Genomic DNA, 15,022 nt, shown 5'->3' with positions numbered 1-15,022 from the left:
TGACAGAGTCTTCCACTGTGCTGCAGGTGGACTGCGCGCTTAACCAGTGAATTTTATGCTGCAGTCAGAACAGGACGCGACAGCGAATGGTGCCGCGGATGCTGTTGAGTTTCTCCAGTGCCACCTTGCTGTATTGCACATCGATATCCATTACCACGTAGCCGACCTTGTCATTGGTCTGCAGGTACTGGGAACTGATGTTGATGCCGGTCTCTGAAAAGATGCTGTTGATTTCAGAGAGGATACCCGGGACGTTCTCGTGTATGTGCAGCAGTCGGTGTTTGCCGGGATGGGCTGGCAGTGCCACTTCGGGGAAGTTAACCGCAGTAAACGTAGATCCATTGTCGCTGTAGGTGACCAGTTTTTCCGCTACCTCGACGCCGATGTTTTCCTGCGCCTCCATGGTACTGCCCCCTATATGAGGGGTCAGCAGGCAATTGTCGTAGGCTGTCAATGGCGACACAAAGGGTTCGTCGTTGGAGGCCGGCTCCGAGGGGAAAACATCGATGGAAGCCCCGGACAGCTGCCCCGAACCCAGGGCGTCCGCCAGCGCCTCCAGATCCACAACCGTGCCGCGGGAGGCATTGATCAGAATGCCGCCCGGTTTCATCCAGTTCAGTTGCTCGGCGCCAATCATATTGCGGGTCTGCGGCGTCTCCGGCACGTGTAGGCTGACCACGTCGCACAGGTTCATCAGTTCTTTCAGGCTGCCCAGCTGGGTGGCATTCCCCAGTGGCAGTTTGGTCATGATGTCGTACAGAAAGACCTTCATGCCCATGGACTCGGCCAGCACGCTCAACTGCGAGCCAATATTGCCATAACCCACGATGCCGAGCTTCTTGCCCCGGGTCTCAAAGGATCCTTTGGCGGCTTTCTCCCAGATACCCCGATGTAACAGTGCGTTTTTCTTCGGGATACCCCGCAGTAGCAGGATTGTCTGACCGATCACCAGCTCTGCCACGCTGCGGGTATTGGAAAATGGTGCGTTGAAAACGGGTATTCCCCGCACCAGTGCGCTGTCCAGGCTGACCTGGTTGGTTCCGATGCAGAAACAACCCACCGCCTGCAGCCGGGTCGCCGCGGCAAAGATTTCCTCGGTCAGAAAGGTACGGGAGCGGATGCCGACAAAGTGCGCGTCGGCGATCTTTTCTTTAAGTTCCTCGCTAGGCAACGCTGTTTTAATGTATTCGATGTTGTCGTAGCCCTGCTTCCTGAGGGTTTCGACCGCGCTCTGGTGAACGCCTTCCAGAAGCAGGAACCTGATTTTACTTTTCTTCAGTGACGTTTGCTGCATGACATGTTCCGAACTGGATTTCGGTTCCCCGATGGGTTGGAAAGGGTGCGCATGGTACCATATCAGCAGGTTTTTTAATCCAGTCCCCAGAGCATACTCTGCCAGACCAGACCAGACCAGACCAGACCAGACCAGACCAGACCAGACCAGAGGAAGCCGCCTCCTTGAATTCAATCCCAGAAGATTTCTCTCCCCACTTGCTGTCGCTGCTGAAGAATCAGTTCGGTGACGAAGCAGTGAAAACCGACGCCGAATCCCTGTCTACCTTTGGCAAGGACTGGACCACAGCCTACCAGCCCGATCCGCTTGCGGTCGTGTTGCCCCGGGATATCGGGCAGGTGATCGCGCTGGTGAAACTGGCCAACGAAAAGGGCTTTGCCCTGGTGCCGTCCGGGGGCCGAACTGGCTTGAGTGGCGGGGCCGTCGCCAGGAACCAGGAAGTCGTGGTGGCCTTCGATCGCATGAACCGGATCCTGGCCTTTGATCCGGTAGACCGGCAGGTGGTTTGCGAGCCAGGTGTTATTACCGAGGAGCTGCAACAGTTCGCCCAGGAGCAGGGGCTGTTTTATCCGGTCGACTTCGCGTCGTCCGGTTCCAGCCAGATTGGTGGCAACGTGGCCACCAATGCGGGTGGCATCAAGGTCATTCGCTACGGCATGACCAGGCAGTGGGTCCTGGGTCTGAAAGTGGTCACGGGCACTGGCGAGTTATTGGAACTGAACCGGGGGCTGGTCAAGAATGCTACCGGCTACGATTTTCGTCATCTGTTCATTGGTTCTGAAGGCACACTGGGGCTGATCGTGGAAGTAACGTTGGCCCTGGCCTCTCCACCCAGTGATCCCACAGTGCTGTTACTGGCAGTCACCGATTTGCCCTCCTGCATGGAAGTTCTGAAACAGGCGCAACAGAAATTCCAGCTGTCCGCCTTCGAATTCTTTTCCGAACCTGCACTGGGTCACGTCATTGCAGAGAAAGGACTGCAGCGGCCGTTCGAGACACGTGCCCCTTTTTACGCACTGATCGAATTTGAAAATGATGCCGATGCTCGCCTCGATGACGCCATGACGCTTTTTGAATCCTGCCTGGAAGCCGGCTGGGTACTGGACGGAACGATCAGTCAAAGCGTTGGCCAGGCCGAAAGCCTTTGGCGCTTGCGGGAAGATATCTCGGAGACAATCTCCCGGTTCTCACCTTACAAGAATGATATTTCCGTCAAGGTTTCCCGGGTGCCGGAGTTCCTGTCCAGGGTGGATGAGTTGGTCTCTGCCAGGTACCCGGATTTTGAAATAATCTGGTTCGGGCATATCGGGGACGGTAATGTGCATCTGAATATCCTTAAACCCGCGGAACTGGATCTCCAGGTTTTTCAGGAACAGTGTGGCAAAGTCAGCAAGGAGGTCTTTCAGCTGGTCAAAGAATACGGCGGTAGCGTATCGGCAGAGCACGGTGTGGGCCTGTTGAAGAAGGCTTTCCTGACGTCGTCACGGGACCCGGCGGAGATCTCTTACATGCGCGCGGTCAAAAAAGTCTTCGATCCCAACGGAATAATGAATCCCGGCAAGATTTTCGACAGCGAAACCTGAGAGTCAGATCAGGCCCCGAACGTTGCCGGAAACGGACAGAACAGGCTGGGCAGTCGTGCCCGGGTAATGAATTTGTCACAATTAAGGAGGCTCTGATTAATCCGTCACAAAAAATTGGCATTTGGTCGGACAACAGGCATTTATGTTGATTTTAATATTCCATCTATTTCGGGTTGGGAGTAAACTCGAGAGCGATTCCATGTAGGAATCTAGGCCGATTACCCGTGTAAAAGGCCTGAAATACCCCGGTAATTAGCAATATAAGAGAAAGATATGTCAGATTTAGTAGAAGGTACTGTTAAGTGGTTCAATGACGAGAAAGGTTTCGGGTTTATTGAACAAGCCGAAGGTAAGGATGTTTTCGTACATTTCAGCGCGATTAACGGTACTGGTAGAAGGTCCCTGAGCGAAGGCCAGAAAGTAACCATGGAGGTTACTCAGGGTCAGAAAGGTCCACAGGCGGAAAACGTAACTCCTCTGTAAGTGTTATCTATTGAAGACCGGGCCTGGCCCGGTCTTCAATCGTTAAGAGCCTGCACCCACCGAGCACGTCTGTTATACCCAGTGGTATAAAAGTCTCTTGTCGATTGTTGCATGTCACCTTACGGTGCTGAAAATTGAACCGGAGCTTTCGAGGCAGTCATAGCGTGACCCGTGGTGTCCTGCGTCCCGAATAATTGCGAGAATCCAGTAGGTGCCGCTTAGGGTTTGTAGGACTTGATGCCCTCCTGGCTGGCAACCAGCAGGTAATCGGCAGGGCGCACGGCGAATAGACCGTTGGTTACAACCCCGGTAACCTGGTTCAACTGTTGCTCCAATTCCCGTGGATCGACAATGGACAGATGATAGACATCCAGAATGTGATTGCCGTTATCTGTCACGCACCCTTCCCGGTAAACCGGGTCGCCACCCAGTTTGACAATTTGCCGGGCGACATAGCTGCGAGCCATGGGAATGACTTCTACCGGCAAAGGGAAATGGCCCAGTACATCGACCATTTTTGATTCGTCGACGATGCAGACAAACTGGCGTGCAACGGCAGCAACAATTTTCTCCCGGGTCAGCGCTGCGCCACCGCCTTTTATCAGCTGCAGGTATTTGTTTGCCTCGTCCGCACCGTCCACGTAGAAAGTCACCTCGTCGACACTGTTCAGATCATAAACCGGAATGCCCAGTTCCTTGAGCCTGGCCGCGGACGCTTCGGAACTGGACACCGTTCCATAGATCTTGTCTCTGATCGATGCCAGCTCTTCGATAAAACAATTGGTCGTGGACCCCGTCCCGACTCCGATCACCGAGTCCTTTTCAAGTAAAGGCTCAATATAGGAAAGGGCGGCTCTGGCAACCTGTTTTTTCAATTCGTTCTGATCCATCGCGCTGTTCTCCGGCTTGCTGGTGCAGACCTGTTCAGGCCTGAAAAATAAGTGAATCAACTTTCTGGGGAGGGCCTGTTGGCGATCGCCTCCCCCAGGCGAATGGGGCTGCCTTCCGCCAGGCTGGCGCTCAACGTCACGGCGTTGGGGCCGAATAACAGAATGACGGTGGAACCCAGCATAAACCGCCCCATCTCAGCGCCTCGCTCAAGGCGGACCTGGGATGTCAACCGGTTATAGTTCTGCCGCTTCAGGCCGTGATCGCTCGGGCAGGCCTTGCCGCCCCATACCGTTTGAATGCCGGCCACGATCATGGCGCCTACCAGAACCATGGCCATGGGACCTGCCTCGGTGTCGAACAGACACACCAGCCGTTCATTGCGTGTAAACAGGTCAGGCACCAGGCGGGTAGTCTGACGGTTAACCGAAAGCAGCTTGCCAGGTATATAGACGGTGCGCAGTAATTTTCCGGCGATCGGCATGTGCACCCGGTGGTAGTCTCGTGGCGACAGGTAGATGGTAAGGAAGCTGCCATTCTTAAACAGCCGGAAATCCTGCTCGTCACCACCCAACAGGGCCTCAGCGGAGTATTCGATACCCTTGGCCTGCAACAGGCTCTGCTCGCGAATCGGGCCCAATTGACTGATGATGCCATCGGCCGGGCTGACCAGGGTCCGGGCGTCTCCAGCCAGCGGACGGCTGCCTGCCAGCAGTTCCCGCGTGAAGAAATCGTTAAAGTGCTGGAACTGACGGCAGTCCTGAATTCTGGCTTCGCCAAGGTCCACTTTAAAGAGACGGGCAAAGAGAAAGATGAAGGGGTTTTTGATCCAGGCTAAGCGACAGTTGGCGAGTCGGCCTGTCAGCCGGGAAAGCCCATGCTGGGGAATCAGGTGTTGTAAATAAACAAAAAAACGGTCCATTTCCAATCTCAGGTCAGTGGCGCCGACAGTGTCGGCATGCACAATTGCCGGCAAGCAGTGTTCGCATCGGTTCTGTTGCTGCCTCGTGGTTCAGGATTCTATCGGCGTATCGGGGTCGTTGCCCCATTCCGCCCAGGATCCGTCATAGGCTTTTATGTTCAGCCCCAGTGCCTTGCCGATCAGGTAAGTCAGACCGGAGCGATGATGGGTCTGACAGTGGGTGATAATCCGCTTGTCTCTGGTGATGCCGACGGCCGACAGTTTTTCCTGCAATTGCTCCAGGGGCAGCAGCCGCAGGTTGTTGCTGCGATCCATCGTTTCCAGCCAGTCCAGGTTGACTGCGCCAGGGATGTGACCGTTGCGCAAAGCACCCCGCCGGTAGCCATTATATTCCTCTGCTGAGCGGGCGTCCCAGACAATCGAATCAGACCTGGGTATTTCCTCCAGCACCTCCTGCAGGGTCGCGATCACGGCGGGGTTCAGGTTGGCTTCGAATTTGACCGGGGTCGGTTCCTCAATACCGGCCTGCGTCGGGCGGCCCTCATCAAGCCAGGCGTGAATGCCCCCGTTCAGGTAGGCATGGCGTCTATGGCCTACTACATCCAGCGTCCAAAGAAAGCGACCGGCCCAGCCGCCGCCTTCGTCGTCGTAGGCAACCACGAACTTCTCCGCGCTGAGGCCCAGGCGCGAAAACAGCGCTGTCAGCCGCGACCGGTCCGGTAATTTGCCCGTGGCGGGAGGTTTTCCACTCATCAGTTCCGCCGGGTTCACATGCACAGCACCCGGCACATGAAGCCGCTCGTAGACGCTTGGTTGGCACAGATCGATGATCAGAAGGTCAGCCTGATCAAGTATCTTCTCGAGTTGTTCGGCTTCGATAATAAGCGGTAACTTGTCCGTGGTCATAAAAGTCGGTGTCCGTATTCTGAGGGCGCTAGTCTATCTTGTTAACCGGGCCAGAGCATCGTGGTAATTGGTCAGAGGTTTCCTGCATTGCTGGTTCTGGACTGCTGCGCGGATAACCTTGGCGACAATACAATAGAGTCAAACTGCCTGCAGGCTGGCCAGAATTTGAAAACAGTTTTCCAGCCGGTAAGCCTGGATCGCGCCTGTTGCCACCGCGGCGCGTAACGCACAACCCGGCTCGTTGTTATGGCTGCAGTCCCGGAATTTACACTGCCCCAGGTAGGGCCGGAACTCCACGAAGCCGTCCAGCAGTTGCGCGGGGCTGATATGCCAAAGCCCGAACTCTCTTATCCCTGGCGAATCGATCAGGTTAAAACCGTCGAGATGAAACAATTGCGCCGCGGTGGTGGTGTGGGTTCCCTTGCCGGCACCTCCGGAAAGCCCTCCGACCCGGGCGGAGATTTCCGTGCTTAGCGCATTGACCAGGGATGACTTGCCAACACCGGATTGCCCGACAACCACTGTTGTCTTGCCGGCCAGCGCTGCCTTGAGCCGCCCCAGCCCCAGCCCGGCATGAGCAGAGATTTCCAGAACGTCGTAGCCCAGCGCCGGGTAGTCCTCAAGGACGGTGTCGATCACCGGCACCGGCTCCGTATCGCGCAAATCACTCTTGTTGATAACAATCAGAGGCTTCAGCGACAGGTTTTCAACGGCTACCAGGTAGCGATCCAGCAGATTCAGGAACGGCTCCGGGCGGGGAGCCAGAACCACCAGCACCAGATCGATGTTGGCGGCCACCGGTTTAAGCTGGCCGCTGGCTCCCGGGCGGCAGAACACATTATGCCGCTCTTCCAGACCCACGATGACACCGCCCTCTTCCTGATCGGTCGCAAAGACCACCCGGTCGCCACAAACCAGTGGCGGCAGATTGCTGCGTTGATAGCAGCGAAACAACTGACCTGCCTGGGGGCCTTCCAGCGCCTCCACTTCGAGCTGCTGGCCAAAATTACAGGTCACCAGACCGGCCCGTCCAGTGCTGTCCGCTGCTAGATTGCCGTCTTCGTCGACTTTCTGCCGCTCGTCAACCTGCTGCCTCTGGCGCTGCCGGATACGCTGTTCCTGTTGCCTGGTAAGTCGTCTTTTTGTCATCGTTCCAGTTACTGCCAACTTCTGTGCACCGGGTGGCGACGGTCATTATGGCATACTCACCTTCGCCAGGCTTTGCTAGAATCCGGGCACTGGTCACTGAGCGAGGCGGATATTACTGCATGGATAAGAGTCTGAACCTGATCTGGATAGACCTCGAAATGACGGGTCTGAATCCGGATACCGATCTGATTATCGAAATCGCCACCCTCGTCACCGACCCGTACCTGAATATCCTGGCGGAGGGGCCTGTACTTGCGATCCACCAGTCTCAGCAGGCGCTGGATGCCATGGATGACTGGAATCAGGAGCACCATGGGCAGTCCGGGCTGATTCAGCGGGTGAAGGACAGCAAGGTGGATGAGGCCGAGGGGCAACGGCAGACTATTGATTTTCTACGCCACTGGGTCGATGAGAACGCCTCTCCCATGTGCGGCAACAGCATTTGCCAGGACCGTCGTTTCCTGTCCCGCCACATGCCTGACCTGGAGGCGTTTTTTCATTATCGCAATCTGGACGTGAGCAGCGTCAAGGAGATTGCCCGTCGCTGGAAGCCGGCTATGCTGGCCGGCTTCAATAAGCAGAGTAAGCATATCGCCCTGGACGACATCAAGGATTCTATCGAGGAGCTGGCTTATTACCGGGAGCATTTTTTTCGGCTTGATTGATGGGGTTATGCTCGTTTTTATTTATGTTCGCTTCGAGGGGACTGGAGGTTGACGAGCAGGTTAGCGGGGCTCCGGGTAAGTTTTCCCTCACGGCCTGCGGCCTGATTGTTCGGGAAATCTTCCCCGGATCCCCTAGGCCTCGATTTGATATCGCATGTTTCTGGTTGGCTGTCTTTCTGGGTGTAATTATCTCTTCTTTCAGAATCCCGTATTCCTGACGACTTCAGGGGCAGGTCGCGGAGAGCTTTTGACGAGCAATCAGGCGTCAGCCGCGAGGAGGAAGCACTCCGCGGGCTGACCCGCACAGAGTCGTTCGAAGGTGCCCTCGGTGCTTATGAGTCTGGCTTCGAGGGGACTGGTGGTTGACGAGCAGCTTGGCGGGGCTCCGGGTAAGTTTTCCCTCACGGCCTGCGGCCTGATTGTTCGGAAAATCTTCCCCGCATCCCCTGGGCTTCGATTGGCCTTCGCCTAATTCCGGGGGGACCGTCGGAAGGAGGGTGTTTAGCGGTGCTGCGCCAGCGCCCATTCCACGTGCTCCCGCACCAGCGCCGAAGGGTGGTGCTGTTTTGCCTGCAGGGCGCGCACAATCTCCGGGCTGCTGTCCGCGTTGCCCAGCGCTACAGCCAGGTTGCGCAGCCAGCCCTGGTAGCCGGTGCGACGGATCGCGGAGCCTTCAGTCCGTTGCAGAAACTCCTCTTCACTCCACTGGAACAGCTGCAACAGGTCGCTGTCATCCAGAGAGTGGCGGGGTGAGAAATCCGTTTCCCGGGTTGGGGAGGTGAACTTGTTCCAGGGGCAGATCAGCTGGCAGTCGTCACAGCCGAATACCCGATTGCCGATGAGGGGGCGCAATGCTTCGGGGATGGCAGTTTTTAACTCAATGGTTAAATAGGAGATGCAGCGCCTGGCATCGAGTTGATGTGGGGCGACGAACGCCTTGGTGGGGCAGATCTCCAGGCAGGCGGCACAGGTTCCGCAGTGTTCTGAGGCAGGGCTGTCTGTTGGCAGAGGCAGGTTGGTAAACAGTTCGCCGAGGAAAAACCAGGAGCCGGCCTGTTTGTTAATTAACATGGTGTTCTTGCCGATCCAGCCTAAACCGGCTTTCTCAGCCAGTGCTCTCTCCAGCACCGGGGCACTATCGACGAAGGCGCGATAGCCGAAGGCACCGACCGCCTCTTCAATCTGTTCTGCGAGTTTCTGCAACCGCTTGCGAATCACTTTGTGGTAATCCCGTCCTCTGGCGTAGCGTGCTATATAGGCGGCAGATTTCCTGTCCAGAGGTTCCAGGGAGTTGTCCTGTGTTGCCGAATAGTCCATGCGTACGCTGATGACAGTGAGCGTATCATTAAGCAACTTGTCAGGGTGGCAGCGCAGCTCGTGGTTACGTGCCATGTAGCTCATTTCGCCATGGAACTGTTTAGCCAGCCAGTCTTCAAGGAAGGGGCGATACCGGCTTAGGTCCACATCGGTAAAGCCGATCTGTTGGAAACCCAGTGCGGTCCCCCAGTTGCGAATATCGGCAGCCAGCCTGTTGATATCCAGATCGGTCATGGGCATCCGTGGTGCCGGATGTACCGGGCACTTCCTGTCGCCTGTTCAAGTGGCAATAACGGGGCGGGGGAGGCCGGCTGACAGCGTTGATTTCGATAGCGGAGCATACTTTCTTCTATTGAAAACCCGCTCACATCAACCACACACCCCATCTGACCCGGAGACAAAACACGTGCTTCCATTAGATAGCGCACAGAATTTCTGCCGCCTGCTCCAGGGTGGCGTTATCCTTGCAGAAGCAGAACCGGATCATACGGGTGTCCGGGGCCTGTTCATAAAACGGGCTGAGGGGGATGGCGGCAACGCCCTTCTGCTTTGTCATCCAGGTCACGAACTCCATGTCGGGCAGATCGCTGATCGATGAATAATCGGCCAGCTGAAAATAAGTGCCTCTGGAAGGTTTGATGCTGAACCGTGAGTTCGCTATCAGCTGGCCGAACAGGTCGCGTTTCTCCTGATAGAAGGCCGGCAGTTCTTTGGCATGTTCCGGACATTCCTTCATGAAGTCAGCCAGACCGTACTGAATGAAGCTGGACGTGGTAAAGGTGACGAACTGGTGGACTTTGCGAAACTCGGCAGTCAGTTCCGGGGGGGCAACGCAATAGGCAATCTTCCAGCCCGTTGCATGATAGGTTTTCCCAAATGAAAAGACGGCAAAACTTCTGCTGCGTAATTCCTGGTGGCTCAACACGCTGCAATGGGACTGGCCGTCAAACACCATATGCTCATAGACTTCATCCGAAAGCACATAAATGTCCCGATCACGCATTATGCTGGCCAGTTCTTCGAGATCGCTGTACTTGATTATGGCGCCGCAGGGATTGTGAGGGGAATTGATTATGATCAGACGGGTTCTGTCCGTCACAGCGGCCCTGACCCGTTCCCAGTCGATACTGTAATCTGGCAGGGTAAGGGGAATATGGATAGCTTTTCCCCCTGCCAGATCGATCGCCGGCACGTAGGAATCATAGGCTGGATCGAAGACTATCACTTCGTCACCGCGACCAACACAGGCCTGCACCGCATCGAACAGGGCCTCGGTCGCGCCAGAGGTGACTGTCACCTCCTGATCCGGATCGGCGCTGCATCCGTATAAATCTGCTACTTTTAGAGCGATCTGCTCTCGCAGCTCCGGAATTCCGGCCATCGGGGGATACTGGTTTTTGCCACCGTTCAGGTGGAGAGCGACCAGCTCCCGCAGTCGCGCAGGGCAATCGAAATCGGGAAATCCCTGTGACAGGTTGATGGCGCCATAGTCCTGGGCCATTTTTGACATCACGGTGAAGATCGTGGTTCCGACAGTGGGTAATTTGCTTAGCAAGGCCATTCCTCGAGACGGGCGGATAAAGGGTTCAGAGACAACCAAGTTTACATTAACAATCTGGCTGCATAAAATTTACCACACCCGTCGCTCCAGTCAGGCAGATTGTTTCGGCATCAGCGGCCATTCAGATCAGCGAACAAACAGGCGATAGGTATGCAAATCAGTAATTCAACGAAAAATAAGGAAGAAGCCGTCTATAAGTACCGTCAGGACGACGAGCTTCCCCACGTCAAGCACTTCGAGGCAACGCTTCGTTCCTTGCCCCTGCTGAATCTCAATGGCGGTCGTCAGGCCATACTCAGCTATTTCAGGAATACCTGGTCTCTGACGGAGCTGTTGTTTTCTGCCCTGACCAGTAAAGAAGCCTTCTTTGTCAGGCCCTATCACAAAACCCGCCATCCACTGGTTTTCTATTATGCCCACCCAGCCAGCCTGTATGTGAACAAGCTGCTGGTCAGCGGGCTGATCACCGAGCCGGTCAACAAGGAGTTCGAGCTGCTGTTTGAGACCGGTGTCGATGAAATGACCTGGGACGACCTTCATGAGGGTGAGGATGACGTCTGGCCCGAATTGGAAGAGGTGATAGAGTATCGGAATACCGTGTACCGGATGGTCGAAAATCTGATCAGGACACACCCCTGCCTGGATGAACCGATAACGCGGGACAGCCAGGGCTGGGCACTGGCTATGGCCTTCGAACACGAGCGTATCCACCTGGAGACCTCCAGTGTTCTGATGCGCGAACTGCCGCTGGAGTACGTTACTACCCCGTCGGGCTGGCCGGCTCCTTACAGCCAGAGTACTGCTGCCAGTCTTCAACCCCAGGCAGGCAAAGACTATCCTGCCAATAACCCGATGCTGGAAATCAGGCCTTCCACACTGGAGCTGGGCAAGCCCGGGCAATGGCCCACCTTCGGTTGGGACAATGAATACGGTCGGGATAAACGCCAGGTATCTTCTTTTAAGGCCAGCAAATACCTGGTCAGCAATGGCGAGTTTTTTCGTTTTGTCGAATCCGGTGGTTACGAGACGCGCAAATACTGGAGTGAGTCCGGTTGGAGCTGGCGTCAATTCCGTAACGTCAAATGGCCCACTTTCTGGGTACAGGACGGCCCGTCCGGATCCCATCGCTACAGACTGCGCACCCTTTTCTCTGCCATCGACATGCAGTGGGACTGGCCGGCAATCGTCAATTATTATGAAGCCAAGGCCTATTGTGCCTGGCTGTCCGAGGCCGAGGGCGTGGATACTCCCTATCGATTGCTTAAAGAAGCAGAGCACCTGGCGTTGCGGGAGCCGGCACTGCGCAAGGCTGTTGACTGGACGCCGGGGCGCGATCAGCTATTGCAGCTTGACCCGGTGATGACCGAACGGGGTCTCGAGGGGCTGAACCTGAATCTGCAGTACGGCAGTGAATCCCCGGTCAATGCCATGGCGGAAAACAGCCAGGGCATTCACGATGCCATGGGCAGCGTCTGGCAATGGTGTGAGGACGTCTTTCACCCACTGCATGACTTTGCCATTCATCCCTACTACACGGATTTCAGTACGCCCTGTTTCGATGGTGAGCACCAGATGATTCTGGGAGGCTCATTTATCAGCACCGGAGACGAGGCCAGCATCTGGTCCCGATTTCATTTCCGGCCGCACTTTTTTCAGCACGCGGGTTTTCGTCTCGTTCAGAGCAGTCAGGATCCAAGCGAATCCAGCAACAAGTATGAAACCTCCCAGCTGGTCGATCAGTACCTGCTGTTTCACTATGGATCAGACGCGGAGCAGGCGGATACTGCCATCCGGGAACGGGCCGGGCACCCCCAGGTCGGCAACTTCGTGGTGCATACAGCGGAGCTCATGCAACGTTTCGCGGCAGGCAAAAAGCGGGCTCTGGATCTCGGCTGCGCCGTGGGACGGGCCGCCTTCGAACTGGCACGGCAATTTGATTCCGTGACCGCACTGGATTACAGCGCCGCATTCATCAAATCCGCCGAGCACCTGAAAGAGCACGGCAAGCTGCCTTATCGGCGTCGCGAAACGGGGCGCTATTTCACCGAACTGCTCGCTAAGGCGCCGACCGGCATTGATCGTAACCGGGTGCTGTTTATTGAAGGCGACGCCTGCTCGCTGGGCAGTGATTTGCCGGCTGAAGCCGATGCGCCTTACGATGCGGTGCTGATGGCCAACCTGTTGTGTCGACTGACGGCCCCGGAAGCCTGCCTGCACCAGTTTGTTGAAACAGATCGCTGGTTGCAGAAAGACGGCGTGTTGGTGATTGCGTCGCCGAATACCTGGTCAGGGCAGTACACGCCTGAGGACAATTTCCTTGATGGCATGGATAGCGAGGAAACCATCAGACGGCTGGGATCGGTTTTGCAAGGCTTTGAACTGGTCTACGAGGAGGATTACCCGTTCATGATCCGTGAGCATCGGCGCAAGTACGAATACATCGTCAGCCAGATTACGGTGTGGAGGAAAACAGGCGCCTGACGGCCTCAACAGGGTTTATTAACAGAAAGCCGGCTATATGCCGGCTTTTTGTTGTTCTGAGGGTTGTGTCTGGTTCTGCCTGATGCGTTCACCCGGGTCCGCTTACTGAACGGTGGTTTCCGGTTCTTCCAGCCAGGTGTTCAGATCCAGCACGTCCTGTGGAGTCAGCACGCCGCTGACCTGTTTCAGTGCCAGGGTATCCAGCACGTAGTCGTAGCGGGCTACGGCGTATTCGCGCAGAGCGCGGAACAGATTTTCCCGCGCCCGGAGCAGTTCCACGATGTTGCGCTGTCCCACTTCAACGCCCAGTTCAGTCTGATCCAGGGCGCTCTGGGCGGAAACGATCGACTGCTGGCGCTGGGCGATGACCAGCACGTCGGTGTTAACCCGGCGGTAGGTGTTGCGGATGTTCTGGGTCAACTGGCGCTTGGCCAGTTCCAGGCCTTCCTGGGCGGCTATGACGTCATACTCGGCGGCACGGCGGCGGGAGCTGACTGCTCCACCGCTGTAGATCGGAATACTGAGAGTCAGCGACAGGTTGGTCTGATCAAACGCACCGCCACTGGCCTGCACACCATCCCGCACAATCGACGGTGTCACAAAATGACTGAAACTGCCGCCGGCAGACAGGGTAGGGAGGTGGGCTGCCTTGCGGGCTCTTAGTGTCTCCCTGGTAGCGACAAGGCTATATTCAGCGGCGGCCACAGCCAGGCTGTTATCCTCAGCCATGGCCTCCCAGTCTTCCAGTTCACCTTCCACGCGCAGGACCGGGAAATCCTCCCGCAAGACCTCGATTCTGGGATGGGGCCTGCCGGTGATCGCTTCCAATGACTCGTAGCTCGCCTGCAGAATATCCCGCTGCAGGATGGTAGTGTTGCGCGCCAGGTCGTACGCGGCCTGGCTGTCGTTGACATCGATGATGGTGTCCAGTCCCACCTCTTCCCGCCGACGGGTCTGTTCGAGAGATCTGAGTGCCGCTTCTTCTTCCTGCAGGTTGGTTTCCAGCAGGTCGATGGCTCGCAGTACGTCAAAATAGGCAATGGCTACCCTGAAAATAAGATCCTGTTCCTGGGCGGCATAGTTCATCGCCGCAGCGCGATCTGTCGCCTTGGCGCTCTGAAACGTATACCAGGCCGGCAGGTTAATCAGCGCCTGCGACAGGTTCACGAAATAGCCATGGCTGTTCTGGCCCGGTCGGAAGCTCATATCGTTCGCAAACCGGACTCTGCTGGTTTCGCCGGTGTCAGGATCTGTAAATGTTCTATAAAGGGAATCAGCCGGCCCGGCGGTCTGGCGCTGTGTGGTACCGCCAACCGAGAGAGTTGGCAGAAGTGCTGCTTGACCCTGGCTCAGCACTTCCCGATTGGAGCGGTACTGGGCACGTGCCTGGCGCAGGGTAGGGTCGTTGTTCAACGCCAGGTCGAGAATTTCGGCCAGGTCATCGGCATGGCTGAGCGAAAGTGGCAACAGACAACAAAGCGCGGTTCCAATGGTCTTAACGAGCGGCCCCATAGTGACAAACCTTTGACTAAATCGATAGTAAGAAAGAATTGCATTCCAGCGGCCCGCGAGGCCTGGAATGTCTGATTTCCAGCGGGTTTCAGAATTGATGGCATTCTACACAGTGTTACCAGATGTGACAAACAGACCATAGGGATCCCCGCAAATCAAATTGGCTTTCCAATTTAGACGCAACGACTGTTCAAAGAGTTACCACGCATTCCGGGCGCGGCCATTGCTGTGACAGAGGCGGAGGGAATAAGGCATAATGCC

12 protein-coding genes are annotated in these 15,022 nt (G+C 56.1%); 4 read left to right on the top strand and 8 right to left on the bottom strand.

The genetic code is table 11. The features are described from left to right. Window positions 1-64: 64 nt before the first annotated feature. Window positions 65-1,294, bottom strand: a complete 1,230-nt coding sequence (serA, locus tag R3F50_05820; GenBank protein ID MEZ5489818.1) for a phosphoglycerate dehydrogenase — start codon at window positions 1,292-1,294, stop codon at window positions 65-67. 206 nt (window positions 1,295-1,500) lie between these two features. On the opposite strand from serA, the gene R3F50_05815 reads away from it, so the two are divergent. Together R3F50_05815 and R3F50_05810 are read left to right on the top strand one after the other, a co-directional pair. Beyond that, a complete protein-coding gene (locus R3F50_05815) occupies window positions 1,501-2,877 on the top strand; it encodes an FAD-binding oxidoreductase (protein MEZ5489817.1) in 1,377 nt (458 codons plus the stop codon). A gap of 273 nt (window positions 2,878-3,150) precedes the next feature. Beyond that, window positions 3,151-3,360, top strand: coding sequence for a cold-shock protein (locus R3F50_05810; GenBank protein ID MEZ5489816.1), 210 nt, complete (start codon window positions 3,151-3,153; stop codon window positions 3,358-3,360). Window positions 3,361-3,578: 218 nt separating this feature from the next. On the opposite strand, the gene rpiA is transcribed toward R3F50_05810, so the two are convergent. The 4 genes from rpiA to rsgA all read right to left on the bottom strand — a co-directional run bounded on the left by rpiA (window position 3,579) and on the right by rsgA (window position 7,225). After that, the gene (rpiA, locus tag R3F50_05805; protein ID MEZ5489815.1) at window positions 3,579-4,250 is read right to left on the bottom strand and encodes a ribose-5-phosphate isomerase RpiA; all 672 of its coding nucleotides are present in this window, start codon (window positions 4,248-4,250) and stop codon (window positions 3,579-3,581) included. Window positions 4,251-4,306: 56 nt separating this feature from the next. Beyond that, complete coding sequence (gene asd, locus R3F50_05800) at window positions 4,307-5,170, bottom strand: archaetidylserine decarboxylase (GenBank protein ID MEZ5489814.1); 864 nt, start codon at window positions 5,168-5,170, stop codon at window positions 4,307-4,309. A 90-nt stretch (window positions 5,171-5,260) separates the two neighbouring features. Beyond that, window positions 5,261-6,076 carry a rhodanese-like domain-containing protein gene (locus tag R3F50_05795; protein MEZ5489813.1) on the bottom strand — a complete coding sequence of 272 codons (816 nt, stop codon included), beginning with the start codon at window positions 6,074-6,076 and terminating at the stop codon, window positions 5,261-5,263. A 138-nt stretch (window positions 6,077-6,214) separates the two neighbouring features. Continuing rightward, window positions 6,215-7,225: a small ribosomal subunit biogenesis GTPase RsgA gene (rsgA, locus tag R3F50_05790; protein MEZ5489812.1), complete on the bottom strand. Its 1,011-nt coding sequence runs from the start codon at window positions 7,223-7,225 to the stop codon at window positions 6,215-6,217. A gap of 119 nt (window positions 7,226-7,344) precedes the next feature. Here rsgA and orn point away from each other — a divergent pair, with 119 nt between their 5' ends. Beyond that, window positions 7,345-7,890: an oligoribonuclease gene (gene orn, locus R3F50_05785; GenBank protein MEZ5489811.1), complete on the top strand. Its 546-nt coding sequence runs from the start codon at window positions 7,345-7,347 to the stop codon at window positions 7,888-7,890. Between the two features lie 501 nt (window positions 7,891-8,391). On the opposite strand, the gene queG is transcribed toward orn, so the two are convergent. Then, entirely contained in the window at window positions 8,392-9,447 is a 1,056-nt protein-coding gene (queG, locus tag R3F50_05780; protein MEZ5489810.1) for a tRNA epoxyqueuosine(34) reductase QueG, read from the bottom strand. A gap of 175 nt (window positions 9,448-9,622) precedes the next feature. Further along, window positions 9,623-10,768 carry a pyridoxal phosphate-dependent aminotransferase gene (locus R3F50_05775; protein MEZ5489809.1) on the bottom strand — a complete coding sequence of 382 codons (1,146 nt, stop codon included), beginning with the start codon at window positions 10,766-10,768 and terminating at the stop codon, window positions 9,623-9,625. A 150-nt stretch (window positions 10,769-10,918) separates the two neighbouring features. On the opposite strand from R3F50_05775, the gene ovoA reads away from it, so the two are divergent. Continuing rightward, a complete protein-coding gene (gene ovoA / locus R3F50_05770; protein MEZ5489808.1) occupies window positions 10,919-13,249 on the top strand; it encodes a 5-histidylcysteine sulfoxide synthase in 2,331 nt (776 codons plus the stop codon). 102 nt (window positions 13,250-13,351) lie between these two features. Here ovoA and R3F50_05765 read toward each other — a convergent pair whose 3' ends face one another. Then, window positions 13,352-14,761, bottom strand: coding sequence for a TolC family outer membrane protein (locus tag R3F50_05765; GenBank protein MEZ5489807.1), 1,410 nt, complete (start codon window positions 14,759-14,761; stop codon window positions 13,352-13,354). Between the last annotated feature and the right edge of the window lie 261 nt (window positions 14,762-15,022).

It is taken from the genome of Gammaproteobacteria bacterium, assembly GCA_041395725.1.
In the GTDB taxonomy this organism is placed as follows: Bacteria; Pseudomonadota; Gammaproteobacteria; order Pseudomonadales; family Pseudohongiellaceae; genus NORP240.
The sequence above is the reverse complement of the archived record's forward strand: the minus strand, read 5'-3'. Positions and strand labels throughout refer to the sequence as shown.